This is a genomic window from Pantoea sp. CS_6, assembly GCF_041954745.1.
In the GTDB taxonomy this organism is placed as follows: domain Bacteria; phylum Pseudomonadota; class Gammaproteobacteria; order Enterobacterales; family Enterobacteriaceae; genus Pantoea; species Pantoea stewartii.
Genome location: NZ_JAVAYG010000002.1, coordinates 221,330 through 245,201, shown reverse-complemented (window position 1 = coordinate 245,201; position 23,872 = coordinate 221,330). Strand labels below are relative to the sequence as shown.

The window sequence follows — 23,872 nt, the reverse complement described above, 5'->3', positions numbered from 1 at the left end:
TGCCGGACTGAAAACGCGCTGCTAAATATTAGAAGCGCGTTTCAGATTGTGTCATCGCATTGCAATAGTCGACGTGCACGCTGTTTTTAAATTATCAAAGATGTTAAGCAGTCAGATGTTCAGTGTTAAAGGCCGAAGTCACGCGCCGTTTTAAGGCGCGCCCCACAGGTACAGCATTTGAGGAACTGAATGAAGCAAATCATCCGCGGTGATAAAGAACCCGTCCATATCGTAGCCGCCTCGCGCGCGCTTGAAGCCCATATGTCCCGCTATGGTGAGGGAAACAAATACCATCCGGTTATCTATTCGATTGCCTATCGCAGCAAATACTACCAGGTTGAAGTCATTACACGACGTGAAACGATCGTCGCCACCGTCATTACCGGCGTGCGTAAACTGACGCACCTGCCCGGCGTGGCCTGATGCTGTTTTACGCGCCTTCTGCTCAGGGGACAAACCTGTCCCCTTTCTCTCAGCGGTAAAAGCGCGGATTCGCCGGATAAATCGCCCCGATGATGCTTTTCTCCCGCGCCCCGGTCACCGCAGGTAAATTGCCCGGCAAACCAGACAGTGTGCGGTAAGCCAGCCAGGCAAATGCCAGCGCTTCCATGTCGTCACCATTAATCCCGACGGTATCGGTTGTCGTGACTTCTGTTCCGGCCAGATGCGCCGCCAGGCGGGCCATCAGCAACGGATTTCGGCTGCCGCCTCCGCATACCAGCAACCGATCGCAGCCATCGTTGAGTTGTACCTGTTGCGCAATGGTCACGGCGGTAAATTCGTTTAGCGTGGCCTGCACATCCTGAGCAGCGATGCCGGGAAAGTGGCGCAAATGCTGTTCAAGCCAGCCCAGATTAAACAGTTCACGTCCGGTACTTTTGGGCGGCACCCGCGCCAGCCAGGGTTCACGCAGTAGCGCTTCCAGTAACGCAGGACTGACCTTACCGCTTCGCGCCCAGTTCGCGTCCTTATCATAGGCTTTCCCCTGATTACGCCATATCCATGCGTCCAGCAGCATATTGCCCGGCCCGGTATCAAAGCCGCGCACGGGCTGCCCCGGAATCAGCAGGGAGAGATTGGCAATACCGCCGATATTCAGCACCATGCGCCGTTCCGTGGCATCCATTAACAGGGCCTGATGAAAGGCAGGCACCAGCGGCGCGCCTTGCCCACCCAGCGCCATATCGCGCCGACGGAAATCCCCGACCACCGTCACGCCTGTTGCCGCCACTATCTGGTTGTTATCGCCAATTTGTAAGGTATTGGGTGCCGCGCTGTGCGGCTCATGCCATACCGTTTGACCGTGACAGCCAATCGCCACCACATCGCTCATCTCCAGCGCCTCGCGCTGCATAAGCGTCAGTACTGCGTCAGCGAATAGCTGGCCCAGTCGCGTGTCCAGTTGCCCCAGTTGCGACAACGTCACTGCCTGGCCCTGACAAATCGCCAGAATGCTCTGGCGCAGGTCGGGCGGCATGGGATGGCAGTAGCTCGCCTGCTGCGCCACCATATTTTCGTCGATGGCGGCCAGCACGACATCGACCCCATCAAGGCTGGTACCCGACATCACGCCAATGTAGCGTCCTGATTTCATAGCCGTTCCTTTCATCGGGATGAAAAAGTGAATACGCTGCCTGTAGCCTGACAAAATATCGGCCCTGAATCCACGATTACTTTGTTTTAAATCAATAAACTGTCTGGTGGTTAACGTCCCGGGTATTTTTATGATTGATTGAATCATTGTTAAAAATTTGCGGTCTATGCTGTCGACAGCCATGTTTTATTCCGCAGAAGGTTAATTCGCCAGTTTTCTGTCTTATACTGTTTACAGGATTTCGCGATAGAGATGGCGCATTCTTGAATAAAGGAGTTTCAAATGATTAAGCGTTTAATTGTGGTCGCTTTGACTGGTGCGATGCTGGCGGGCTGTAGCAATACCGATACGTTATCGGGCGATACCTACAGTGCCAGTGAGGCCAAGCAGGTACAAAGTGTTTCTTACGGTACCTTAGTCTCAGTTCGCCCGGTTAAAATCCAGGGTGGAGACGACAGCAACATCATTGGGGCCATTGGCGGCGCCGTACTGGGTGGATTCCTGGGTAATACCATCGGCGGTGGTGCAGGACGTAGCCTGGCAACAGCGGGAGGCGCGGTGCTGGGTGGCGTTGCAGGTCAGGGCGTACAAGGCGCAATGAACAAAACTGACGGCGTTGAGCTGGAAATCCGTAAGGATGACGGCAACACCATTATGGTGGTGCAGAAACAGGCAGCCAGCCGTTACTCAGTCGGACAACGTGTTGCGTTGGCCACCGACGGTAGTCAGGTTACCGTTTCTCCGCGTTAACGCAGTGACCAACCGACGCCGGTGCCGGTCGCACTGCGCGTCGGTCTTATTTCTCTTTGTTTTGCAGTTCGAGAATATTCTTTTCAAGACGCGCAATCAGCGTCACCATTTGGTTGATTTCGTCGCGGCTGATACCGGAGAGAATGTCATCCCGGGTAATATCAATCACGTGTTCAACCTGCTGAATGACTGGCTCTGCCTGTTGTGTCAGCTTAATGCGTTTGGCCCGACGATCGTGGGCGCAAGTGGTCCGGGTAATCAGCCCTTTCTCCTCAAGTTGATCCAGGGTTCTGACCAGAGAAGGCTGCTCGATACCAATGGCTTTCGCTAACTGGATTTGCGACTGCTCAGGCGGCAGTTGATGGATATTGTGCAGTGTTACCCAGTGCGTTTGAGTCAGCTCTAACGGCTTCAAACGTTGATCAATCAGTGCTCGCCAGATTCGCACCAGCCTGGACAGATCCGTGCCGAGAGGGGTATCCATGCTATCTCCTTATAATGTATGTACGCAGCTATCAAGCTGCATTGTATAGCATTTTGCAAGCCCGAAGTTTAAATTACAAATAACCAAGTGAACAGTTTCGGCTGAAATTGTTTCACGCACAGGTTCCAGGATACTGCACTGCAATGGATATCATTCGCCAAGGATTTTTCAGCATCAGCCCGCTTTCCGAATTGATTTTCGGCGCCTCACTCTATTTCCCTCCCCTGTTTAAAGCGGTGCTGGCCGGTTTTGTTCTCTGGTTATTTATCCACCCGCTTCTGCGCGGCTGGCTTGCGTCGGGTGAGGTCTGGCATCCCACCTTGTTCGATCTCTCGCTGTTTGTGTTGTGTGTAACAGGCGCACTCTGGTTAATGGCGCACGGATGAAAAAGATGAACCTTTCAGGATTAAAGTACTTTTCTACGTTGATTGTTTTCACGCTGGCGCTTCTCAGCGCCTGGTGGGCCTGGAACTACTACATGCAGTCACCGTGGACGCGCGACGGAAAAGTACGTGCCGAGCTGGTCACGATCACCCCGCAAATTTCGGGACGGATCACGGCACTGAACGTGGTCGATAATCAGTTTGTACATAAAGGGGATCGGTTACTGACGCTGGATCCTGTGCCCTGGCAAATCGCTCTGCATAAAGCCGACGCACAGCTGAGCCAGGCGCAGGCCGATATGGCGAAAGCCCAAAATGAATTCAACCGGCGCAGTAAACTGCCGCGCAATACCATCTCGGGCGAAGATCTGGATGTCGCCCGACTGAATGCAGCGGCGGCGCAGGCCAATGTCAAGGCCGCGCAGGCCGCGCGTGAACAGGCCGCATGGAATTTACAGCAAACCACCGTGAACGCCCCCACGGACGGTTGGGTCAGCAATCTGACACTACGTCCCGGCAATTTCGCCACGGCTGGCACTCCGCTTTTTGCGCTGGTGGACAGTCACGCTTTTTATGTCGTGGGCTACTTTGAAGAGACCAAATTGCGCCATATTCGTCCGGGTGCGGCCGCTCAGGTGACGCTCTACAGTACGGGCCGGCAGTTATCCGGTCAGGTTGAGAGCATAGGGCGCGCGATTTACGATCAGAGTCTGGACGCCGACAGTGGGCTGCTGCCCGATATCAAGCCGAACGTGCCCTGGGTGCGCCTTGCTCAACGTGTACCTGTACGCATTCGTCTCGCTGCTCTCCCGGATAACGCTCTGTTAATCGCCGGTACGACCTGCACGATTACGATACAACCATGAACCTCAACGGACTGGCCTGGCAAAACCTGCCCTGGCTGAAAGCGGACAGCAATCAGTGGCGTTATGCTCTGCGTAACGCGGCTGCCATGTGCCTGGCCCTGAGCATTGCCTATGGACTGGATCTTAACGAACCCTACTGGGCCATGACCTCCGCTGCGGTGGTAAGCTTCCCGACAATCGGCGGTGTGATCAGTAAGAGTCTGGGACGTATTGTTGGAAGCCTGCTGGGGGCAACGGCCGCCTTGCTGATTGCGGGCCATACGCTTAATGAACCCTGGCTGTTCGCCTTTTTTATCGCAGGCTGGCTGGCGCTGTGTACCTGGGTGGCCAACCACTATCAAAATAATGTCGCCTATGGGTTTTCGCTGGCCGGGTACACTGCGGCGATCATTGCCTTCAGCTGTGTCAATCTGACCGATATCAGTGGCCTGTGGGACATTGCCCAGGCGCGCGTCTGTGAGGTGATTTCCGGGCTGCTCTGTGCGGGTTTAATGATGATGATCCTGCCCAGTACGTCAGACGGTGAAGCCCTGATCTCCGCCCTGAAGCAGATGCACACGCGTCTGCTGGATCACGCCACGCTGCTCTTGCAGGACACCCGGAACGACGAGATCCGTCACGCTCACGAAGCGGTGATTGGCCAGATCCTGACCATGAATTTATTGCGTATCCAGGCATTCTGGAGCCATTACCGCTTTCGTCGCCAAAATAACGTCCTGAACTATATCCTGCATCAGCAGCTTCGTCTGACCAGCGTCCTGTCCAGCCTGCGGCGCATGCTGCTGAACTGGCCAGACGCGCCGGAAGCGCTGTATCAGGCTTTAACACGCATTACGCAGGAGCTGGCAAAACCGGACTGTGATAAGTACCGGCTGGCAGCCTTGTTACGCAGCATCACCCCTGCCAGCGATGGTGATTACCGGCAACGGGCGTTTTGTCAGCGGCTGCGCTACTTCTGCTGGATGTACCTCAATGTGTTGCGCTGGATAAGGCAGCTGGAACAGGCTGATGCCGATACCCGCTTTCAGCCGCCCGCAGTGTCTGCGCTGGCCAGCGAAAGTGACAGCGCCGAAGCCGGCTGGAGTGCGCTACGAACATTCAGCATCATCGTGGCAGGCTGCGCATTCTGGATCGCGACACAATGGACCTCGGGTGCCTCGGCCCTGACGTTTACGGCGATTGCCTGTGTCCTTTACGCGTCGGCCCCTTCGCCCACAGGCAGCATTACGCTGTTACTGAAAACGTTGCTCTGGCTGTTTGCTTTTAGCGTGCTGTTTAAATTTGGTGTGATGGTGCAGTTTAATCAGCTGTGGCAACTGCTGGCCATCCTGTTTCCGCTGCTGCTGACGCTACAACTGTTCCGGGTACAGCAAAAACAGCGGGCGGCGATGTGGGGCCAGTTTATTGTTTTTCTGGGGTCGTTTCTGGCCGTCACCAATCCGCCCGACTGGGATTATCAGGGGTTCGTGAACGATAACATAGCGAAAGTCTGCGGTGTGCTGCTGGCCTGGCTGGCTTTCCAGATCCTGCGGCCCAGCTCCGATTCACGCCGCAGCCGTCGTCATATCCAGGCGTTGAGGCTGGCGTTTCTGGATCAGCTTCGTCAGCATCCCCATCGGGATCAGAACCGTTTTGAATCGCTGATTTATCATAAAATTGGTCAACTCAGTAACAGTAAAGATGAAACGGCGCGCGTCTGGCTACTGCGTTGGGGCGTCGTTCTGCTTAACTGTTCCCATCTCGTCTGGCAACTGCGTGACTGGCAAACAGACACACCGCTACTGAACCAGTACCGGAGCGAAGCATTGCACAATCTGCAGAATATTATGAGCTTACACGGTGTGCAGCATCGCCACCTGGACACCGCGCTGGACGCGCTTCAGGGCCTCACAGAAGAGGCGCTTAGTGTCAACAGTGCCGACGCCAGCACCCTGGCCGGCCTGCTGTGGCGGTTGCGCTGTTCACTGGCGCAGCTGAAACAGGCGATTCCCGACTGATTACTGGCAATACTGCTGGTGCTGCCGGTTAAAATCATCCTGAAGTTGCTGAACGGTTTTTTGCCCTTCGAACCGGGTTTTATCGGCTTCGGAAACAGGCTCAATCACCAGGGCTTTTTCGTCGGGTGAATAGATAAAACGCCGGTAAATCATCGACCCCGTAAAACTTTTGCCGAGGATGCCACCACAAATCATTGTCGTGTTATGCCGGTAAATGGTGGTATCCGTGAAATTGGTTTCCGTGGCGCTGCGCAGAACATTCTGGCAATGCTGCGCTTCAAGCTTTTGCCGCACATCCCGACTGAGCCGTTCACGGCCCTTCGCAATCTCTTCGCAGCGAAGGCGTGCTGAACTGGTATCAATGGTGCGCTGCAGTTCACGTCCTGTTTCTGTGATCAGTTGCGTATCATTGGGTTTATCGCATCCTGCCAGCAACAGACACAGTAGCCAGGCGCCCTTCCATTTCATTTGCACTGCTCCTCAGTTTGTCAGGCTTTGTAACGGGAATCAGTATCATAGGGGGGAATAAGACGATGATGCTACAACAAATTGTCAACAAGCGAAAAGCCGTGATGGCGGCAAAATCTGCCGCCATCAGCGACACACAGCGTCAGATAACACCGCAGGCAAACCGTGCCCCGCCACCGCCCAAAGGTTGTGGGTGATCCGCATGGTTATCCCCGCCCACATGCACCATCAACGCTTTGCCTTTCACCTCGCTCAGCGTTTTAATGCGCGGTGCCAGCACCGGATAGGTGGCTTTACCCTGCGCATCGACATAGAGCGCAGGCAGGTCGCCTAAATGGCCCTCAGCATAGGGCCCCAGGTGCTTGCCGGTGTTCGCCGGATCAAGATGCCCCCCTGCCGCCCCCGCGGCCACCCTTTTTCCTTCCGATTCGCCGGGTTCACAGCTGCCTTTCGCATGGACATGAAAACCGTGAATGCCCGGCTTCAGTCCTTCCAGCATGGGCGTCAGTTGCAAACCGTATTGCGTCTCTTCAATATTTACCGTGCCGATGGCATTGCCGATTCCCTGCGCCGAAACGGCATGAATTGTCACCTGTTCGCTGGCCGCCTGCGCGGCACCGCAGGCTAACAGCGTCGCTATCGCAATTGCGTTCACTTTCATTGTGGCTCCTTTTTGCTCTGGGGTTCAGCTTAAGCCTGGCCCCGTAGCGCAAAGATTGCCGCAAATTGACGAATGTTTACGCTCAGGGCACGTCATAGCCCAGTGCGGCTTTGCGGATGCGGAACCACTGCTGCCGACTGAGCGTCAGCCCGGCCGCCCCTGCCGCTTCTGTAATGCGATGGGTTTTGCCTGACCCGATGATGGGCAAGGGTTTACTCGGCAGACGCATCACCCAGGCATAGACGACCTGCTCAAGGCTTGATGCCCCGATCTCCTGACGAATGGCTTCCAGCTCGTCGCGCAGCGGCTGAAAATGCGGATCGCTGAACAGACGTCCGCCCCCCAGGCACGACCAGGCCATTGGGCGCAAACGCTGCTGCTGGCAGTGATCCAGCGATCCATCAAGCAGAACATGTTGCTGAACGGGTGAGATCTCAAGCTGGTTGGTCACGAGGCTAAACGGCAAACGAGACTGCAGCAGGGCAAACTGCGAGGGGGTAAAATTGGACACGCCAAAATGCAACACTTTGCCTGCCTGATGCAGGTGCAGAAAGGCTTCGGCAACCTCATCGGCCGCCATGAGCGGGTCGGGGCGATGAATCAACAGCAGATCAAGGCGATCGGTATTGAAATGTCCCAGCGAGCGTTCGGCACTGGCCACAATATGCGCTTTTTCCGTAATGTAATGGCCAATCTGGTGTTCAGGTTTTGCGCGGGTCGCGATACCGCACTTGGTGACGATCTGCAGCCGATCACGTAATCCCGGGGCCTGTCTGAGCGCCTCACCAAATGCGGCCTCACAGCGGTAATCACCATAAATGTCGGCATGATCGACTGTCGAAATGCCCAGTGAAAGATGGTGCTCAATAAACCCCACCAGCTGCTGTGGTGTCATGCCCCATTCCATCAAACGCCAATAGCCCATAATCAGCGGTGAAAAGTCGGGGCCCTGTGGCGCGATGGCTTGCGGTTGTAGCATGGTGTTCTCCCTGTGGCCTTGAGGCTGAATGTGTGTCAGGGAGTATAACGGAAATCACCATGCGGTCAGAATAAGGTGGGTTGCTGCGGTTCCTGCGGTTCTTCTTTGTGCTGCTGACGTAACAGGCGCAAACGGCGCTGGTGACAGAGGCGGAGCACCTCACGCTTTTGACTGTCGCTGTATTGCAGCCAGTTAAAACGTTCCTCACGGCTACGCAGGCAGCCTTTGCAGTAGCCACGTGAATCGGTTTCGCAAATACGCCGGCAGGGACTGGGTACCGGAAAAAACTCAAGCTGCTCTGCCACAACGGCCTCTACTGAAACGGTGATACGTCTATTGAAGCCAGAGTCCGGCATTTGTGCAAGAAATAATCATAATTTGAACAATTTATTCACTCTAAATCGCCTTCAATTTAACACTGCGTGCCTGGCGCGCGATAAAAGTTTGCATTAGACCGATTGGTCTACCAGGATGAACCCCATGAATAAGATGCCGCAACGTAATGAAACCCGGGAACACCTGCTGACGACAGGCGAATCGCTTTGCCTGCAACGGGGCTTTACCGGTATGGGCCTGAGCCAGCTACTGAATCAGGCGCAGATCCCTAAGGGATCGTTTTATTACTATTTTCCCTCTAAAGAAGCCTTTGGCGTGGCGTTGCTTGAGCGGTACTTTGTCCGTTACCTGCAGAACCTTGAGCAGCAGCTCTTCCAGCCTGCGGGATCGGCGGGTGAGCGATTACTGGCCCATTTTCGCCATGCGCTCGATCTGTTTGAACGGCAGGGCAATATTGTGGGCTGCCTGAGCGTAAAATTATCAGCCGAAGTCTGCGACCTGTCAGAGCCTATGCGCATAGCCTTGCAGCAGGGAGCCAGCCACGTTATCGCCGCCTATGTTAAGGCGCTGACGCAGGCACAGCACGAAGAGGATTTATCTCTGCCCTCGCCTCCGGAGCAACTGGCTGAACTGCTGTATGTTCTCTGGCTGGGTGCGAGTTTACAGAGCAAGCTATCCCGTAATGCACAGCCCATGCGGCTGGCCTTAATTACCATCGAACAGTGGCTAACAAAACCACTGGTTTAAAAAAACCACCATTTGTAGACGACCGGTCTACTTGAAAGGAGTTGTTATGGCGAGTACCCAGTTGTTTCGTCCGTTAAAAGTGGGCGCAATTACCGTTCCTCATCGTGTCTTTATGGCCCCACTGACACGTTTACGTAGCATCGAACCGGGCGATATCCCGACGCCGTTGATGGCCGAATACTATCGCCAACGTGCGGGTGCGGGGTTAATTATCACTGAAGCGACTCAGGTCTCCTTCCAGGCGAAAGGTTATGCGGGCGCGCCAGGCCTGCACACGCAGGAACAAATTGCCGCGTGGAAAGTCATCAATGAAGGCATTCATCAGGCAGGCGGCCACAGCGCAGTCCAGCTTTGGCACACCGGCCGCATTTCACATAACAGCGTTCAGCCTGAAGGTAAGGCACCGGTTGCACCGTCCGCCATTCCGGCAGGCACCCGCACCTCATTGCGTGCTGAAGACGGCAGCGTGTATCGCGAAGATACCTCGATGCCGCGCGAGCTGAGCGTCAGTGAAATCCAGCAGATTGTGGCGGATTTTGGTCAGGCAGCCGCCAATGCGCGTGAAGCTGATTTCGACCTGCTGGAACTGCACTCTGCTCATGGTTATCTGATGCATCAGTTCCTGTCGCCGTCGTCTAACCATCGTACCGATGCCTACGGCGGCAGCGTGGAAAACCGTGGCCGTTTTGCACTGGAGGTCGTCGATGCCGCCATTGCTAACTGGTCCGCAGACCGCGTAGGTATTCGCGTGTCACCTGTTGGCAGTTTCCAGAACCTGGATAACGGTCCGAACGAAGAAGAAGATGCGCTGTGGTTTATCGCTGAGCTGGCGAAACGCAACATCGCTTATCTGCACATGTCCGAACCGGACTGGGCAGGCGGCACGCCTTACAGCGACGCTTTCCGCCAGAAAGTGCGGGATACCTTCCCGGGCGTCATCATTGGTGCCGGCGCCTACACCGTCGAAAAAGCCGATGACCTGATCAGCCGTGGCCTGATCGATGCCGTTGCGTTTGGTCGTGACTACATCGCCAACCCGGATCTGGCGCAGCGTTTACAAAAAGATGCTCCGCTTAACCCACAACGTCCCGAATCGTTCTACGGCGGTGGCGCAGAGGGCTATACTGATTATCCTGCGCTGTAAAACAGTAGGCAGCCGTGAGAAGGTGTTACGGCTGCGGTTATTGTTTGGCGATGATCGTCGCTATACTGCGTATTTATGTCATCCGGGGATGACGTTTTTTTAAAGAGGAAACTATGCGTTTACTTCATACCATGCTGCGCGTTGGCGATTTACAACGCTCAATCGATTTTTACACCCGTGTGCTGGGCATGCGTCTGCTGCGTCAAAGCGAAAATGCTGAATATAAATATACGCTTGCGTTCGTCGGCTACACCGAAGAGAGCGAAGGCGCGGTGATTGAACTGACCTATAACTGGGGCGTAGACAGCTACGACCTGGGGAATGCTTATGGCCACATTGCGCTGGGCGTTGATGATGTCGCGGCGACCTGTGAACGTATCCGTAATGACGGCGGCAACGTGACCCGTGAAGCGGGCCCGGTGAAAGGCGGCTCCACCATCATCGCCTTCGTTGAAGATCCTGACGGTTATAAGATCGAGCTGATCGAAAACAAACATGCCGGTCACGGCCTCGGTAACTAACCGTTACCGCCCATCAGCCTGCCTCCTGCAGGCTGATTCTTACTTCCCTCGCCCACATCTGCTGCAGAGAGTGCGCTTTTTTGGCATACTACGCGCTGCCCTTTTTCTGCAATGAGATCCTGATGTCTGAATCGTCTTCCCCCAACGCACTCAATCAACGCTTTCGTGGTTTTTATCCTGTCGTGATCGATGTTGAAACGGCGGGCTTTAATGCGCAAACCGATGCGCTGCTGGAAGTCGCTGCCATCACCCTGAAAATGGATGATGAGGGTTGGCTTCATCACGACGAGACGCTGCATTTTCATGTGGAACCCTTTGTCGGTTCGCTCCTGCACCCTGAAGCGCTGGCGTTTACGGGCATCGATCCCACGAATCCTTTGCGCGGCGCAGTCAGCGAATATGAGGCCCTGCATGCCATTTTTAAAATGGTGCGAAAAGGCATCAAAGAGACCGGATGCAACCGCGCCATCATGGTCGCTCACAACGCCACGTTTGATCTGAACTTTATGAATGCGGCGGCGGAACGTGCGGGCCTGAAACGCAATCCCTTTCATCCCTTTGCGACCTTCGACACGGCCGCGCTGAGCGGACTGGTGCTGGGCCAGACCGTGCTGGCGAAAGCCTGCAAAGCCGCAGGAATGGCGTTCGACAGCAGTCAGGCGCACTCCGCGCTCTATGATACACAGCAAACGGCGACCTTATTTTGTGAGCTGGTTAACCGCTGGAAACGGCTGGGAGGCTGGCCGTTAGCTGTAACGGAAGCGTCGGCGACGGGTGGAGAAACAACCGAGTAACGCGCATAAAAAAGGCCGACGAGGTCGGCCTTTTTCAGTTATTCCGCTTCTTTAAACTTCTCAGCGGTTTCTTTGATTAACGGCTGCAACTCGCCGCGCTGGAACATTTCAACAATAATGTCGCAGCCGCCGACCAGTTCGCCATCAACCCATAACTGCGGGAACGTGGGCCAGTTGGCGTATTTTGGCAGCTCTGCGCGAATATCCGGGTTCTGCAGAATATCCACGTAAGCAAAGCGCTCACCACAGGCTGACAACGCCTGGACCGCCTGCGCAGAGAAACCGCAGCTTGGCAGTTTCGGCGAACCTTTCATGTACAGCAGGATCGGGTTTTCTGCGATCTGGCGCTGAATTTTTTCTACAGTACTCATTATTGCCTTCCTTAATTCGTCACTTCGTGTTTCTTTATTGTAGCGACTTCACGCCAGGACTGAAAACGAGATTTTGGCTCGTCCGACGTTAAATCGCCATGTTTGCTAAGTAGGCTGGTCAGGCATTCGCAGGAAACTGTGACAAAGACTATGAATGTATTCATAATTTGCAATGAATTTGCTGTTATAAGAGACTGAAATTCCTGATTAATGCCTGATTTTTATCCAGGCCATCAATTAATAAAAAAAGGACTTACTCTTTTAAAAAAAACTGGACTAGAATGACTTCGGCGCTGATCGGTGATCAGATTTTTCTTAACTTTGTCAGAGACCTGTTTGATCTGACAGCTTAACCAGTAAACGGACTATGCGTTCAATCATTACGCTTCTTATTCTGGCTTTTGCGCAACTCTTCTTTAACATCGCTGCTGCCTCCCCGCATGCGACGGTTAAGGCCAGCTTGCATAAGGTAGAGAAAAAAAGTGCGCGCGACGATGATCGGCGCAAACGACGCGCGGTTAAAGCCTCATCTAAAAAAAGTCGCGCCTCCGCTGTTCAGAAAGTCAGTAAGACCACGAAAACCAGCAAAACGACCTCTCACACCACCACGCACAAAACGCTCGCTAAAACGACTGCCTCGCACAAGACGCTGAGCAAAAAAGTCGCCGCCAATGCCGCCAGCAAAAAACGGTATGGTCATCAACGTGCTGCGAAGGCGTTAACGGCAGACAATACCGAAACCGGCACCATTAAAATGAGTAAAGCGCATCGCCAGCGTTACCAGAAAGCGCGTGAAACGGCGATGGCAAAACTGATGGGGCAACTTGGCAAGCGTTATCAGTGGGGAGGCAAATCGCCCCATACGGGTTTTGATTGCAGTGGCCTCGTATGGTACGCCTACAAAGACGTCGTGAAGTTTAAGATCCCCCGTACCGCTAACGAAATGTACCATCTGCGGGATGCAGCACCGGTCAACCGCGAATCCCTTGAAAAAGGCGATCTGGTTTTCTTCCGCATCAACGGGCGTGGAACCGCAGATCATGTCGGGGTTTACCTGGGCAACGGTAAATTCATTCAGTCACCGCGTACCGGTAAAGATATTCAAATCAGTGCGTTGAGCGAAGATTACTGGCAGCGCCATTATATTGGTGCGCGTCGCGTTATGACGCCAAAGACCGTTCGCTAAACGTCCTTCATACAAAAAAGCCGGGAAAGGCAACTTCCCGGCTTTTTTATTGCCCACCTCACCCCGATTGTGCAGCCGGATGTTCCAGGCGAAAATGCCGCACCTGCCGGTGATACGGTCTGACAGACAGGACGTATCACCGGCAAGGCTGGACGCGCAGTCAGCCAGTCAACCAGTCAGCCAGTCAGCCAGTCAGCCAGTCAGCCAGTCAGCCAGTCAGCCAGTCAGCCAGTATAGCGTCGCTGCAAACGAATGCGACTAGTGCAGAATAGCGGTGAAGCTAAACGCGATGATCATTAACAGTGCGGCTGCCGTCGTCATTAATGACAGTTTTAAATCGGTACTCATCCCCTCTCCTTTAACCCTGACGTTTGTAAGGTGAAAGCATTTTCACATACGCGTGGGTAAAAATCTCGTTTTATCCGCACAGCCTTGTTAGAATCCCCACTTTGTTGCGCAACAGCGCGCAATATCGGTTGCGTCCGCGCCCTTTTCAGACGTTATTTCCTGCCCTGATGACTTAATACCGGACAGAAAAGCGATGTTTTTCGCAGAAATAACCGTCCGCTGACGCAAACGTTTAACAATATGCTTATCAATAATTTAGATAGGCCCGGGAGTTCGATTTACATGGCAACAATTAAAGATGTGGCGAAGCGTGCGGGCGTGTCCACCACGACCGTCTCACACGTCATCAATAAAACGCGCTTTGTCGCAGAAAATACCTGCGAAGCGGTGTGGGAAGCGATTCGGGAACTGCATTATTCTCCCAGCGCAGTCGCGCGTAGCCTGAAGGTGAATCACACCAAAACGCTGGGCCTGCTCGCCACGTCCAGTGAAGCGCCCTACTTTGCTGAAATTATCGAAGCCATTGAGAATCACTGCTTCGATAAAGGCTATACCCTGGTTCTGGGCAACGCACATAATGACCTGCAAAAACAGCGCGCCTATCTGTCAATGATGGCGCAAAAGCGCGTTGACGGGCTTCTGGTGATGTGTTCAGAGTATCCGGATGATCTGCTGCAAATGCTGGAAGCGAACCGCAATATTCCGATGGTGGTGATGGACTGGGGCGAATCCCGTGCCGACTTTACCGATACCGTACTGGACAATGCTTTCCAGGGCGGTTATCTGGCGGGACGTTATTTGATTGAGCGTGGTCATCGCGATATTGGTGCCATTCCCGGCCAGATGGAGCGTAACACGGGAGGCGGTCGCCATGCCGGTTTCCTCAAGGCGCTGGAAGAAGCAGGTATTCAGCCACGTGCCGAATGGATTGTGCAGGGTGACTTTGAACCCGAATCTGGCTATCAGGCCATGCAGCAGATTCTGTCACAGAAGCAGCGCCCAAGCGCCGTATTCTGTGGGGGCGACATCATGGCGATGGGCGCAATCTGCGCGGCCGACGAAATGGGCCTGCGCGTGCCGCAGGATATCTCCGTCATTGGTTACGACAATGTGCGCAATGCGCGCTATTTCACTCCGGCACTGACCACGGTGCATCAACCTAAAGCCCAGTTGGGTGAGAAAGCGCTGGAGATGTTGTTAGATCGCATCACCAGTAAACGGGAAGAGTCGCAGACAATTGAAGTCCACCCGACGCTTATTGAGCGACGCTCGGTGGGCTATGGCCCTTATCGCGATTACCGCCGTTAATCCTCGCTCAACCACTCCTGATTTAGCGTTTGCGCATCGCCCAGGTACTGGAGTAACCACCCCAGCGCCGGTGATGCGCGATCTTCCGCCCAGCTGACGCAGCAGGGACTTTCCGGAAACGCCTGCGGTAAGTTCAGCTCTGCCATCTCGCCGCTGTCCAGTAAGGGCCGCGCTAAATGGCCGGGTATCATCGCGACACACAAGCCGGCGCGCACGCAGTCCAGACCGGTTTGCCAGTCCGGGACCACCAGCCGGCGTTGGTTATCCAGCGCCCAGGTCATACGACGCGGTAACGCGCGTGACGTATCTTCCAGCACCAGAGAAGGCCAGTTGCGCAACGCCTCATCATCCAGCGTAGCAACCTGCGTCAGAGGGTGCTGACGCGCCACCACGCAACGCCAGTTCAGGGTGCCCATATCGCGAAAGGCGAAACGCCCCCCCACCGGAATCGCCTGTGTCGCACCTATCGCCACATCCACTCGCCCGTCTGCCAGCGCATCCCAGACGCCGTTAAAGACCTCATAGCTGATGTGCAACTCCATGTCGGGAAAATGGCGGTAAAAATCCCTGACAAACTGCCGGGTCCGCTGCGGTTTGACGATGCAGTCGACGGCAATACCAATCTGACCGCGCCAGCCGTTGGCGAGCTGTTGACACTGACGTCGTGTGGCATCCATTTTTTTGATAACGCTGCGCCCTTCCCGCACAAAATGCTCGCCCGCCGGGGTGAGAATCACCTCCCGGTGCTGGCGTTCAAACAGCGGCACAGCCAGCCAGGTTTCCAGCTGGCGAACGGTATAGCTGATGGCAGAAGGCACACGGTGCAGTTCCTGGGCGGCCGCGCTAAAGCTGCCACCGCGTGCGACCGCATCCACCACTTCCAGCGCATATTCAGACCACATAATTTGCCTTCAAAATTTTTAACAGCAACAGGCAAATTTTACCGTTTCACAGCGTGAAGTACAGCTTTTACACTGCCCCGCGTTTATTCTGCAACTGATGAGAACCCGATGTCCGCTTCAAAAGGCTTTATTCCCTATCTTGCCGTGCTCAGTATGCTGGGCTTTCTGGCAACCGATATGTACCTGCCCGCCTTCGGCGCTATGCAGCAAAGTTTTAGCACGTCAGCCGGGATGATCAGCGCCAGCATGAGTCTGTTTCTGGCCGGTTTTGCCTGTGGTCAACTGGTCTGGGGCCCCTTATCTGATCGGTTGGGGCGTAAGCCGGTGCTGCTGGCAGGCCTCGCCCTGTTTGCTCTGGGCTGTGCGGGTATGTTGTGGGTAGATAATGTGATCCTGATGCTGGTACTGCGTTTTGTGCAGGCTATCGGCGTGTGCGCGGCGGCCGTCAGCTGGCAGGCGCTGGTCGTCGATCGCTATCCTCAGTCACAGGCCAATAAAGTCTTTGCTACCATTATGCCGCTCGTCGCGCTGTCTCCCGCCCTGGCGCCGTTACTGGGCGCCTGGCTGATCGGCCATTTTCACTGGCGCGCCATTTTTGCGGTGCTGACGGGAATTGCTGTGGCGCTCATCCTGGTCACGCTGCGCCTGCCTTCGCCGCAAAAAAATCAACGTTCCCCTGCTCCACAGCCTGGGTTTCTGACGCTGCTGCGCGCACGTGCCTACAGCGGTAACGTACTGATGTATTCCGCCTGCTCGGCCAGTTTTTTTGCATGGCTGACGGGTTCGCCGTTTATTCTGGCTGAAATTGGTCTGTCTCCTGCGGATATCGGGCTCAGTTATATTCCCCAAACCATCGCCTTTTTAATCGGCGGGTTTGGCTGCCGTGCGCTGCTCAACCGGTTTTCTGGCGCAACGCTGCTGCCGTGGCTGCTCGGCGTCTATAGTCTGAGTGTCGGGGCGCTGTTTGCCGTCGCGCTTTCGGGAAGCCCGTCACTCACGGCGTTACTGGTGCCGTTCTGCGGCATGGCGCTGGCAAATGGCGCGATTTATCCGATTGTGGTGTCCAGTGCGCTGCTGCCCTTCCCCCACGCCACCGGGAAAGCGGCGGCATTGCAGAACACACTTCAGCTCGGACTCTGTTTTGCCGCCAGCCTTGCGGTGTCCGCAGGCTTGATCCAGGCTCTGTTTACGACCACGCTAATTATGATGGTGACGATTGGTCTGGCAGTGATGGGCTATCAGCTACAGCGCCGCGCCGGCGCACAAACTGATATTGCCTCATCTGCACATCCCTGCCAGGATAATCACTGAGGCAACGATTTGCGTGTTACCCGTTTTCACTGACTGAATCAGGGTCTGCCAGTGTGCCTCCTCTGCCAGACCCACTCGCACTGTCATCATAATAAAAATGTTTCACACAGCCTTCAGGCTGTGACGGCATCTGTGTGAGCAACGCTGCATGGATACCGACGTTTTCTCTTCTCTGTACCCTTTTTGTTGTCTGGCGCAAGGCGTCATCTGTGACTTTTCTCATAATCCTGAGAAACAGCTCCTGCTTTTTCTCAGGTTCTGACGGTTCTGGTGATGGAGTGGCTATGAGTTCATCATGTGTAGAAGAAGTAGGCATCGAACGTAACCATTGGTATCGCATCGTTCAGGAGTTACTGCAAAAAGCCGATATTGAAATTAACGGTTCGCGGCCCTGGGATATTCAGGTCAAACACCCCGATTTTTTCAAACGCGTTCTGCAGAAAGGATCCCTGGGCCTGGGCGAGAGTTATATGGATGGTTGGTGGGAATGCGAGCGGCTGGATATGTTTTTTCATCGGGCGCTGAAGCATAAACTCGACGAGCAACTGCCGCATCATATTCAGGACATCCTGCGTATTGCGCTGGCGCGTCTGGTGAACCTGCAATCCAAAAAGCGGGCCTGGCAGGTGGGTAAAGCCCACTACGATTTAGGCAACGATCTCTTCAGCCTGATGCTGGATCCTTACATGCAGTATTCCTGCGCGTACTGGAAAGACGCCACCACGCTTGAGGCGGCGCAGGAAGCCAAACTCGATATGATTTGCCGCAAGCTGCAACTCAAACCGGGAATGCGCCTGCTGGATATCGGCTGCGGCTGGGGCGGCCTGGCGGCCTTTGCCGCCAGAAATTATGGCGTGAGCGTTCAGGGCGTAACCATCTCGGCAGAGCAACAAAAACTGGCTCAACAGCGCTGTGAGGGGCTGGATGTCCAAATCCTGTTGCAGGACTACCGCGATCTCGATCAGCAGTTTGATCGCATTGTGTCCGTGGGCATGTTTGAACATGTCGGGCCTAAAAATTACCCCACCTATTTTGCTACGGTTGATCGCAACCTGAAGCCTGACGGGATTTTCCTGCTTCACACAATAGGCGCGATCAAAACGGATATGCATGTCGATCCCTGGATTGGCAAATATATCTTTCCGAACGGCTGCCTGCCCTCTTTGCGCCATATCGCCGACGTCAGCGAACCCCATTTTATTATGGAAGACTGGCATAACTTTGGCGCGGACTATGACACGACATTGATGGCCTGGCTTGAACGCTTCTTACATGCCTGGCCGCAGCTTGCCGGGCGCTATGACGAACGCTTCCGCCGCATGTTCACGTACTATCTGAATGCCTGCGCGGGTGCGTTCCGCGCCCGCGAGATCCAGCTATGGCAGGTGGTGTTTAGCCGAGGCATAGAGGGGGGATTGCGCGTAGCACGGTAACAGGACGCGCTGCGGTTTGGCGCCGCGCATTGCCCGAACCGGCTCAGGTCGGTTGGCTGAGATGCCGGGGCGACGAAACGCGACGGCGCGTCAGCGGTTTCCCGATAAAAAAGCAGCCCTGATAACAGGGCTGCTTTTTTTGTTTTGCAATACCCGCATGCGGATGACAACAAGATTGTTGCCAGGCGGGCCTTATTCGTGATCGGCTTCCGGCTGATCGGCCTGCTCCGCAAGCGCTTTCACGGCAGCGGCTTCACGCTGCGCCAGCACGCGCTCTACCGTATCCACAATGGCCTGTGTATGGGGATCGATTTCAATGTTGACCCGATCGCCAAAGGTTTTGGCTCCCAGGGTGGTGCGCTCCAGCGTTTCAGGAATCAAATGGACGCAGAACTTCGTTTTTGTCACATCCCCCACGGTCAGACTGATGCCATCAATGCCGACAAATCCTTTGTGCAGGATGTATTTCATCTGCAGAGGATTCTGAATCCTGAACCACACTTCGCGGTTGTTTTCAGAGCGGATAATTTTGCAAATTTCTGCCGTGGTCATGATATGGCCCGACATCAGGTGTCCGCCAATCTCATCACTGAATTTGGCCGCGCGTTCAATATTCACCACGTCGCCCTGGCGCAAGTCGCCCAGATTGGTCACGCGTAAGGTTTCTTTGATCAGGTCAAAACTCACCAAATCACCGTTAATCTCGGTAACGGTCAGGCAACAGCCGTTATGGGCCACGGATGCGCCAAGTGCCAGGCCTGGCACCAGTTCAGCGGGAAGCCGGACAACATGAGTACGGAATAAACCTTTATCTTCAATGGACACGATTTCTGCGGTGCCCTGCACAATACCGGTAAACATAATCTTTGCCTCTGTGAAGTTTGCCTCCAGTTTATCACAGGCGCGCTTAACTTTTAGATTTCAACGTGCTGAGAGATGCGCAACCGCAAAGCGTGACAAAGATTGGAGAAATCGGCTGCGGCAGTTACACTAGTCCCGACTTCGCCTGAAGTCGTCCTCATTTCCTTATTAATCACACAAGTCAGGTGTTTACGTGCAGAAGTATTTAACAGAAGCGCGTCAATTGCTGGCCCTCGCGATTCCCGTTATCCTGGCTCAGGTGGCGCAAACCGCGATGGGATTTGTAGATACCATTATGGCCGGCGCCGTCAGCGCCACGGATATGGCCGCCGTCGCTGTTGGCACGTCCATTTGGCTTCCCGCCATCCTGTTTGGTCATGGTGTTTTACTGGCATTGACGCCGACCATTGCGCAACTTAATGGTTCAGGTCGCCGCGAGCGCATTGCTGAACAGATTCGTCAGGGGTTTTGGCTGGCGTTTTTTCTCTCATTGCTCATCATGCTGGTCCTCTGGAACGCGGGCTATTTTATTCGCTCGATGCACGATATCGATTCGCTGCTGGCTGAAAAAGCGGAAGGTTATCTGCATGCCCTGCTGTTTGGCGCGCCGGGTTACCTGTTTTTTCAGGTGATGCGTAACCAGTGCGAAGGGCTGTCTAAAACCAAGCCCGGCATGGTGCTGGGCTTTCTGGGATTGATGCTCAACATTCCGCTCAACTATGTCTTTATCTATGGGCATTTTGGTATGCCCGCGTTGGGCGGTGTGGGCTGTGGCGTCGCCACCGCCTCCGTTTACTGGGCGATGTTTATCTGTATGCGCTTTTGGGTGCGGCGCATGCGCAGCATGCAGGATATCCGGCCTGAACAGCGCTGGTCATCGCCCTCGGCCGCCATTCTGAAACGTCTGGCCGGTCTGGGCCTGCCTGTCGCCCTGGCGCTGTTTTTTGAAGTGACTCTGTTTGCCGTGGTGGCGCTGTTAGTCTCCCCGCTGGGCATTGTGAATGTGGCCGGTCACCAGATTGCCCTGAACTTCAGCTCACTGATGTTCGTGCTGCCGCTGTCACTGGGCGTCGCGACAACCATTCGCGTGGGCTATCGTCTGGGTCAGGGATCAACCGAACAGGCGCGCGTGTCCGCCTGGACCGCGCAGGGCGTGGGCGTGAGTATGGCCGTGCTTACGGCGATCTTTACGGTGACCTTCCGCCATCACATTGCGCAGCTCTATAACGATAACCCCGACGTAGTGACGCTGGCTGCTCAACTGATGATGCTGGCCGCCATTTACCAGATTTCGGATTCCATTCAGGTGATTGGCAGCGGTATCCTGCGCGGTTACAAAGACACAAGGTCTATTTTCTTTATAACCTTTATCGCCTACTGGCTACTGGGGCTGCCTTCAGGGTATATCCTGGCGTTGACCGACTGGGTGGTGCCGCGCATGGGCCCGGCAGGATTCTGGTGTGGGTTTATTGTCGGCCTGACCTCAGCCGCCGTCATGATGCTGTGGCGGGTTCGGCGTTTGCAGCAACTCCCGGCCGCGTTAATCCTTTCGCGCGCATCGCGTTAAAAGCAGAACGGGCCGTAACAGGCCCGTTACGTTCAAAAAAACGACGCTTCGCACAGATGATGTTCATTCATTTGCAATTTTGCGTTTTTCCCCTTGCCAGCCTTCTGCGCTGTCGTTAATATTCGTCCCCGCTGTCGCCCTGACAGCATGTTGCGCTCTTAGCTCAGTTGGTTAGAGCACCACCTTGACATGGTGGGGGTCGATGGTTCGAGTCCATTAGAGCGCACCAAGTGCGTCCGTAGCTCAGTTGGTTAGAGCACCACCTTGACATGGTGGGGGTCGGTGGTTCGAGTCCACTCGGACGCACCAAATTTACTTTGCGCTCTTAGCTCAGTTGGTTAGAGCACCACCTTGACATGGTGGGGGTCGATGGTTCGAGTCCATTAGAGCGCACCACTCTTTTACTTCCTTTCTTCGCTTGCGCAACAACCCATTTCTTGATTTACATTACCTTTACGTACTGTTTTTCGATTGGTTTTCGCATACTTAGTGATTATACTGGCCGCGTTGTTTACTTGAAAGGTTTCAGCGACTACGTGCTTATGACGATAATTAAGATTGTTTGCGCAACAACGTCCCGGTGGTTAAGCCAACTAACCACGCAACTTCTCTGCACGCCTGGCCTTCGTCACCTATTCTTATCCTGTATCACCCTTTTCTCTTTCAACCAGCGTTTTCATTTCGGTGCGCTGTCATCGAAACCCTATTTATCATCCATCACAACTTACAGATAACCCGTCATGAAAAAGACTAAGATCGTTTGTACTATCGGCCCAAAAACCGAATCCGAAGAGATGTTGACCCAGCTGCTTGAAGCAGGCATGAACGTGATGCGTCTGAACTTCTCGCACGGCGACTATGCAGAACACGGTCAGCGCATCACCAATATGCGTGCTGTCACCCAAAAAACTGGCATTCCTGCCGCTATTCTGCTGGATACCAAAGGTCCGGAAATCCGCACCATGAAGCTGGAAGGTGGCAATGATGTGTCACTGAAAGCTGGCCAGACCTTTACTTTTACCACTGACCAGAGCGTGATTGGCAACAGCGAACGTGTTGCGGTGACGTATTCTGGCTTTGCCAACGATTTGAAAATCGGCAATACCGTTCTGGTTGACGATGGTCTGATCGGCATGAAAGTGACTGAAGTCACCGAAAACAGCGTCATCTGTGAAGTCCTGAACAACGGTGATTTAGGTGAGAATAAAGGTGTTAACCTGCCAGGCGTTTCTATCCAGTTGCCTGCGCTGGCCGAGAAAGACAAACGCGACCTGATTTTTGGTTGTGAACAAGGCGTTGATTTCGTTGCCGCGTCCTTTATCCGTAAGCGCTCTGACGTGCTGGAAATCCGTGAGCACCTGAAGCAGCACGGCGGCGAAAATATTCAGATCATCTCTAAAATTGAAAACCAGGAAGGCCTGAACAACTTCGACGAGATCCTGGATGCGTCTGACGGCATCATGGTCGCCCGTGGCGATTTGGGCGTTGAAATCCCGGTTGAAGAAGTGATCTTCGCGCAGAAGATGATGATCAAAAAATGTAATAAGGCGCGTAAGGTTGTTATCACCGCCACCCAGATGCTGGATTCCATGATCAAGAATCCACGCCCTACTCGCGCAGAAGCCGGCGACGTAGCGAACGCCATCCTGGACGGGACGGACGCCGTCATGCTGTCGGGCGAAAGTGCGAAAGGCCGTTATCCGCTGGAGTCGGTCACCATCATGGCGACCATCTGTGAGCGTACCGACCGCGTGATGAAGCCGCGCATTGATGAGCAGAATGACAACCGCAAACTGCGTATCACCGAAGCGGTGTGCCGTGGTGCCGTTGAAACCGCCGAGAAGCTCGAAGCGCCACTTATCGTTGTCGCAACAGAAGGCGGTAAATCAGCGAAGGCCGTGCGTAAGTACTTCCCTAACGCCACCATCCTGGCCTTAACCACCAATGCCACCACAGCGCGTCAGTTGATTCTGAGCAAAGGTATTGAGACGCGTATGGTCAGCGAAATTGCCTCAACCGACGATTTCTATCGTCTGGGTAAAGAAGCGGCGCTGGAAAGCGGTTTTGCTCAAAAAGGCGATGTTGTTGTGCTGGTTTCTGGCGCGCTGGTGCCAAGTGGAACCACGAATACCGCATCGGTACACGTGCTGTAATACGGGGTTTATGGCTTTATTATCGAAAGCGCCTTAAAAGGCGCTTTTTTTATGGGCTTTGTAATACAGATTCCTGAAAACGCCAGCCCAAAACAACAATAAAAATGCCCCTGAAATTAAGGTTAATCCGATTAAATCTCTCTGTTTTAGCTAAATTTTTTTATCTTCTTCTTTGATCCGCTGTTTCTTTGAGCGAACGATCATGTTTAAGCATGTTCTTATCAAAAAATTATTCTCAAGTTAAAAAGCTTTGTGTAATACTTGTAACGCTACATGGAGATTAACTCAATCTAGAGGGTATAAATAATGAATCGTACTAAACTGGTACTGGGCGCGGTAATCCTGGGTTCAACTCTGCTGGCTGGTTGCTCAAGCAACGCTAAAATCGACCAGCTGTCTTCAGACGTTCAGACTCTGAACGCTAAAGTTGACCAGCTGAGCAACGACGTGAACGCAGTGCGTTCTGACGTTCAGGCTGCTAAAGATGACGCAGCTCGCGCTAACCAGCGTCTGGACAACCAGGCTCACTCTTACCGTAAGTAAGAGTTCTGGTTTTAAAAATGGTGCCCTTGTGGCACCATTTTTTTTGTCTGCTGATCCGCAACTAACGCCTTCTCTTTCACTGATGCCGCGTCGTTCGTCGACAGCACGTTTGCCCTGTCCTGCCTCGTTTACTGTCGCGACTGTCCGATAGCCCCATTCCGCATC

General features: G+C 54.1%; 26 protein-coding genes and 3 tRNA genes. 19 read left to right on the top strand and 10 right to left on the bottom strand.

What is annotated here, in order from left to right; genetic code table 11:
* The first annotated feature begins 189 nt into the window (after positions 1-189).
* Complete coding sequence (locus RAC90_RS04155) at positions 190-423, top strand: DUF4060 family protein (protein ID WP_006119000.1); 234 nt, start codon at positions 190-192, stop codon at positions 421-423.
* A 49-nt stretch (positions 424-472) separates the two neighbouring features.
* Here RAC90_RS04155 and anmK read toward each other — a convergent pair whose 3' ends face one another.
* Complete coding sequence (anmK, locus tag RAC90_RS04150) at positions 473-1,594, bottom strand: anhydro-N-acetylmuramic acid kinase (protein ID WP_006118999.1); 1,122 nt, start codon at positions 1,592-1,594, stop codon at positions 473-475.
* 282 nt (positions 1,595-1,876) lie between these two features.
* Here anmK and slyB point away from each other — a divergent pair, with 282 nt between their 5' ends.
* On the top strand, positions 1,877-2,344 hold the full coding sequence (slyB, locus tag RAC90_RS04145; protein ID WP_006118998.1) for an outer membrane lipoprotein SlyB: 468 nt from the start codon (positions 1,877-1,879) through the stop codon (positions 2,342-2,344).
* 46 nt (positions 2,345-2,390) lie between these two features.
* Here slyB and slyA read toward each other — a convergent pair whose 3' ends face one another.
* Positions 2,391-2,828, bottom strand: coding sequence for a transcriptional regulator SlyA (slyA, locus tag RAC90_RS04140; protein WP_006118997.1), 438 nt, complete (start codon positions 2,826-2,828; stop codon positions 2,391-2,393).
* A 143-nt stretch (positions 2,829-2,971) separates the two neighbouring features.
* Here slyA and RAC90_RS04135 point away from each other — a divergent pair, with 143 nt between their 5' ends.
* The 3 genes from RAC90_RS04135 to RAC90_RS04125 are packed head-to-tail and all read left to right on the top strand — an operon-like array spanning position 2,972 to position 6,074.
* On the top strand, positions 2,972-3,214 hold the full coding sequence (locus RAC90_RS04135; protein ID WP_006118996.1) for a DUF1656 domain-containing protein: 243 nt from the start codon (positions 2,972-2,974) through the stop codon (positions 3,212-3,214).
* Positions 3,215-3,219: 5 nt separating this feature from the next.
* On the top strand, positions 3,220-4,077 hold the full coding sequence (locus tag RAC90_RS04130; protein WP_203232187.1) for an HlyD family secretion protein: 858 nt from the start codon (positions 3,220-3,222) through the stop codon (positions 4,075-4,077).
* Positions 4,074-6,074, top strand: coding sequence for an FUSC family protein (locus RAC90_RS04125; protein WP_375123994.1), 2,001 nt, complete (start codon positions 4,074-4,076; stop codon positions 6,072-6,074). Before RAC90_RS04130 ends, RAC90_RS04125 begins: the two co-directional genes overlap by 4 nt.
* Here RAC90_RS04125 and RAC90_RS04120 read toward each other — a convergent pair whose 3' ends face one another.
* The 4 genes from RAC90_RS04120 to RAC90_RS04105 form a co-directional block, all read right to left on the bottom strand.
* The gene (locus RAC90_RS04120; protein WP_039340576.1) at positions 6,075-6,542 is read right to left on the bottom strand and encodes a hypothetical protein; all 468 of its coding nucleotides are present in this window, start codon (positions 6,540-6,542) and stop codon (positions 6,075-6,077) included.
* Between the two features lie 142 nt (positions 6,543-6,684).
* Positions 6,685-7,203 carry a superoxide dismutase family protein gene (gene sodC, locus RAC90_RS04115; RefSeq protein ID WP_054633889.1) on the bottom strand — a complete coding sequence of 173 codons (519 nt, stop codon included), beginning with the start codon at positions 7,201-7,203 and terminating at the stop codon, positions 6,685-6,687.
* Between the two features lie 82 nt (positions 7,204-7,285).
* On the bottom strand, positions 7,286-8,182 hold the full coding sequence (locus RAC90_RS04110; RefSeq protein WP_033741168.1) for an aldo/keto reductase family oxidoreductase: 897 nt from the start codon (positions 8,180-8,182) through the stop codon (positions 7,286-7,288).
* Between the two features lie 65 nt (positions 8,183-8,247).
* Positions 8,248-8,538, bottom strand: coding sequence for a DUF1289 domain-containing protein (locus tag RAC90_RS04105; RefSeq protein WP_191091045.1), 291 nt, complete (start codon positions 8,536-8,538; stop codon positions 8,248-8,250).
* Positions 8,539-8,662: 124 nt separating this feature from the next.
* Here RAC90_RS04105 and RAC90_RS04100 point away from each other — a divergent pair, with 124 nt between their 5' ends.
* The 4 genes from RAC90_RS04100 (at position 8,663) to rnt (ending at position 11,724) form a co-directional block, all read left to right on the top strand.
* Positions 8,663-9,265, top strand: a complete 603-nt coding sequence (locus RAC90_RS04100) for a TetR/AcrR family transcriptional regulator (RefSeq protein WP_033741167.1) — start codon at positions 8,663-8,665, stop codon at positions 9,263-9,265.
* Between the two features lie 46 nt (positions 9,266-9,311).
* Complete coding sequence (locus RAC90_RS04095; RefSeq protein ID WP_039340582.1) at positions 9,312-10,409, top strand: alkene reductase; 1,098 nt, start codon at positions 9,312-9,314, stop codon at positions 10,407-10,409.
* 113 nt (positions 10,410-10,522) lie between these two features.
* On the top strand, positions 10,523-10,930 hold the full coding sequence (gene gloA / locus RAC90_RS04090; protein ID WP_033741163.1) for a lactoylglutathione lyase: 408 nt from the start codon (positions 10,523-10,525) through the stop codon (positions 10,928-10,930).
* Positions 10,931-11,052: 122 nt separating this feature from the next.
* The gene (gene rnt, locus RAC90_RS04085; RefSeq protein ID WP_006118986.1) at positions 11,053-11,724 is read left to right on the top strand and encodes a ribonuclease T; all 672 of its coding nucleotides are present in this window, start codon (positions 11,053-11,055) and stop codon (positions 11,722-11,724) included.
* 38 nt (positions 11,725-11,762) lie between these two features.
* Here the strand turns inward: rnt and RAC90_RS04080 are convergent, their stop codons facing one another.
* The gene (locus tag RAC90_RS04080; RefSeq protein WP_170317969.1) at positions 11,763-12,098 is read right to left on the bottom strand and encodes a Grx4 family monothiol glutaredoxin; all 336 of its coding nucleotides are present in this window, start codon (positions 12,096-12,098) and stop codon (positions 11,763-11,765) included.
* A gap of 364 nt (positions 12,099-12,462) precedes the next feature.
* Between RAC90_RS04080 and RAC90_RS04075 the strand changes: the two genes are divergently transcribed.
* Positions 12,463-13,281 (top strand): C40 family peptidase, encoded by an 819-nt coding sequence (locus tag RAC90_RS04075; RefSeq protein ID WP_039340601.1) that lies wholly within the window; start codon positions 12,463-12,465, stop codon positions 13,279-13,281.
* A gap of 258 nt (positions 13,282-13,539) precedes the next feature.
* Here RAC90_RS04075 and RAC90_RS04070 read toward each other — a convergent pair whose 3' ends face one another.
* Positions 13,540-13,629 carry a YnhF family membrane protein gene (locus RAC90_RS04070; RefSeq protein WP_100208612.1) on the bottom strand — a complete coding sequence of 30 codons (90 nt, stop codon included), beginning with the start codon at positions 13,627-13,629 and terminating at the stop codon, positions 13,540-13,542.
* A gap of 282 nt (positions 13,630-13,911) precedes the next feature.
* Here RAC90_RS04070 and purR point away from each other — a divergent pair, with 282 nt between their 5' ends.
* On the top strand, positions 13,912-14,937 hold the full coding sequence (purR, locus tag RAC90_RS04065) for an HTH-type transcriptional repressor PurR (RefSeq protein WP_375123993.1): 1,026 nt from the start codon (positions 13,912-13,914) through the stop codon (positions 14,935-14,937).
* On the opposite strand, the gene punR is transcribed toward purR, so the two are convergent.
* Positions 14,934-15,839 carry a DNA-binding transcriptional activator PunR gene (gene punR, locus RAC90_RS04060; RefSeq protein WP_110267577.1) on the bottom strand — a complete coding sequence of 302 codons (906 nt, stop codon included), beginning with the start codon at positions 15,837-15,839 and terminating at the stop codon, positions 14,934-14,936. The two genes, purR and punR, sit on opposite strands and share 4 nt — an antisense overlap.
* Positions 15,840-15,947: 108 nt before the next feature.
* On the opposite strand from punR, the gene punC reads away from it, so the two are divergent.
* Together punC and cfa are read left to right on the top strand one after the other, a co-directional pair.
* Complete coding sequence (gene punC / locus RAC90_RS04055; protein WP_110267578.1) at positions 15,948-17,150, top strand: purine nucleoside transporter PunC; 1,203 nt, start codon at positions 15,948-15,950, stop codon at positions 17,148-17,150.
* Between the two features lie 284 nt (positions 17,151-17,434).
* The gene (gene cfa / locus RAC90_RS04050) at positions 17,435-18,583 is read left to right on the top strand and encodes a cyclopropane fatty acyl phospholipid synthase (RefSeq protein WP_172912414.1); all 1,149 of its coding nucleotides are present in this window, start codon (positions 17,435-17,437) and stop codon (positions 18,581-18,583) included.
* A gap of 192 nt (positions 18,584-18,775) precedes the next feature.
* Here the strand turns inward: cfa and RAC90_RS04045 are convergent, their stop codons facing one another.
* Positions 18,776-19,444, bottom strand: a complete 669-nt coding sequence (locus RAC90_RS04045; protein ID WP_375123992.1) for a riboflavin synthase subunit alpha — start codon at positions 19,442-19,444, stop codon at positions 18,776-18,778.
* A 193-nt stretch (positions 19,445-19,637) separates the two neighbouring features.
* Here RAC90_RS04045 and RAC90_RS04040 point away from each other — a divergent pair, with 193 nt between their 5' ends.
* The 6 genes from RAC90_RS04040 to RAC90_RS04015 all read left to right on the top strand — a co-directional run bounded on the left by RAC90_RS04040 (position 19,638) and on the right by RAC90_RS04015 (position 23,707).
* Positions 19,638-21,011, top strand: coding sequence for an MATE family efflux transporter (locus RAC90_RS04040; protein WP_375123991.1), 1,374 nt, complete (start codon positions 19,638-19,640; stop codon positions 21,009-21,011).
* Positions 21,012-21,163: 152 nt separating this feature from the next.
* A tRNA-Val gene (locus tag RAC90_RS04035) sits at positions 21,164-21,240 on the top strand.
* 3 nt (positions 21,241-21,243) lie between these two features.
* A tRNA-Val gene (locus tag RAC90_RS04030) sits at positions 21,244-21,320 on the top strand.
* A gap of 10 nt (positions 21,321-21,330) precedes the next feature.
* Positions 21,331-21,407, top strand: a tRNA-Val gene (locus tag RAC90_RS04025).
* Between the two features lie 344 nt (positions 21,408-21,751).
* Positions 21,752-23,164, top strand: coding sequence for a pyruvate kinase PykF (pykF, locus tag RAC90_RS04020; RefSeq protein WP_033741152.1), 1,413 nt, complete (start codon positions 21,752-21,754; stop codon positions 23,162-23,164).
* Between the two features lie 306 nt (positions 23,165-23,470).
* Positions 23,471-23,707 (top strand): major outer membrane lipoprotein, encoded by a 237-nt coding sequence (locus RAC90_RS04015; RefSeq protein WP_006118977.1) that lies wholly within the window; start codon positions 23,471-23,473, stop codon positions 23,705-23,707.
* Positions 23,708-23,872 lie beyond the last annotated feature (165 nt).

Bases quoted from the DNA above. Each gene is read 5' to 3' on its own strand.
- RAC90_RS04155 (WP_006119000.1), top strand. From the start codon at position 190: ATGAAGCAAATCATCCGCGGTGATAAAGAACCCGTCCATATCGTAGCC.
- anmK (WP_006118999.1), bottom strand. From the start codon at position 1,594: ATGAAATCAGGACGCTACATTGGCGTGATGTCGGGTACCAGCCTTGAT.
- slyB (WP_006118998.1), top strand. From the start codon at position 1,877: ATGATTAAGCGTTTAATTGTGGTCGCTTTGACTGGTGCGATGCTGGCG.
- slyA (WP_006118997.1), bottom strand. From the start codon at position 2,828: ATGGATACCCCTCTCGGCACGGATCTGTCCAGGCTGGTGCGAATCTGG.
- RAC90_RS04135 (WP_006118996.1), top strand. From the start codon at position 2,972: ATGGATATCATTCGCCAAGGATTTTTCAGCATCAGCCCGCTTTCCGAA.
- RAC90_RS04130 (WP_203232187.1), top strand. From the start codon at position 3,220: ATGAACCTTTCAGGATTAAAGTACTTTTCTACGTTGATTGTTTTCACG.
- RAC90_RS04125 (WP_375123994.1), top strand. From the start codon at position 4,074: ATGAACCTCAACGGACTGGCCTGGCAAAACCTGCCCTGGCTGAAAGCG.
- RAC90_RS04120 (WP_039340576.1), bottom strand. From the start codon at position 6,542: ATGAAATGGAAGGGCGCCTGGCTACTGTGTCTGTTGCTGGCAGGATGC.
- sodC (WP_054633889.1), bottom strand. From the start codon at position 7,203: ATGAAAGTGAACGCAATTGCGATAGCGACGCTGTTAGCCTGCGGTGCC.
- RAC90_RS04110 (WP_033741168.1), bottom strand. From the start codon at position 8,182: ATGCTACAACCGCAAGCCATCGCGCCACAGGGCCCCGACTTTTCACCG.
- RAC90_RS04105 (WP_191091045.1), bottom strand. From the start codon at position 8,538: ATGCCGGACTCTGGCTTCAATAGACGTATCACCGTTTCAGTAGAGGCC.
- RAC90_RS04100 (WP_033741167.1), top strand. From the start codon at position 8,663: ATGAATAAGATGCCGCAACGTAATGAAACCCGGGAACACCTGCTGACG.
- RAC90_RS04095 (WP_039340582.1), top strand. From the start codon at position 9,312: ATGGCGAGTACCCAGTTGTTTCGTCCGTTAAAAGTGGGCGCAATTACC.
- gloA (WP_033741163.1), top strand. From the start codon at position 10,523: ATGCGTTTACTTCATACCATGCTGCGCGTTGGCGATTTACAACGCTCA.
- rnt (WP_006118986.1), top strand. From the start codon at position 11,053: ATGTCTGAATCGTCTTCCCCCAACGCACTCAATCAACGCTTTCGTGGT.
- RAC90_RS04075 (WP_039340601.1), top strand. From the start codon at position 12,463: ATGCGTTCAATCATTACGCTTCTTATTCTGGCTTTTGCGCAACTCTTC.
- RAC90_RS04070 (WP_100208612.1), bottom strand. From the start codon at position 13,629: ATGAGTACCGATTTAAAACTGTCATTAATGACGACGGCAGCCGCACTG.
- purR (WP_375123993.1), top strand. From the start codon at position 13,912: ATGGCAACAATTAAAGATGTGGCGAAGCGTGCGGGCGTGTCCACCACG.
- punR (WP_110267577.1), bottom strand. From the start codon at position 15,839: ATGTGGTCTGAATATGCGCTGGAAGTGGTGGATGCGGTCGCACGCGGT.
- punC (WP_110267578.1), top strand. From the start codon at position 15,948: ATGTCCGCTTCAAAAGGCTTTATTCCCTATCTTGCCGTGCTCAGTATG.
- cfa (WP_172912414.1), top strand. From the start codon at position 17,435: ATGAGTTCATCATGTGTAGAAGAAGTAGGCATCGAACGTAACCATTGG.
- RAC90_RS04045 (WP_375123992.1), bottom strand. From the start codon at position 19,444: ATGTTTACCGGTATTGTGCAGGGCACCGCAGAAATCGTGTCCATTGAA.
- pykF (WP_033741152.1), top strand. From the start codon at position 21,752: ATGAAAAAGACTAAGATCGTTTGTACTATCGGCCCAAAAACCGAATCC.
- RAC90_RS04015 (WP_006118977.1), top strand. From the start codon at position 23,471: ATGAATCGTACTAAACTGGTACTGGGCGCGGTAATCCTGGGTTCAACT.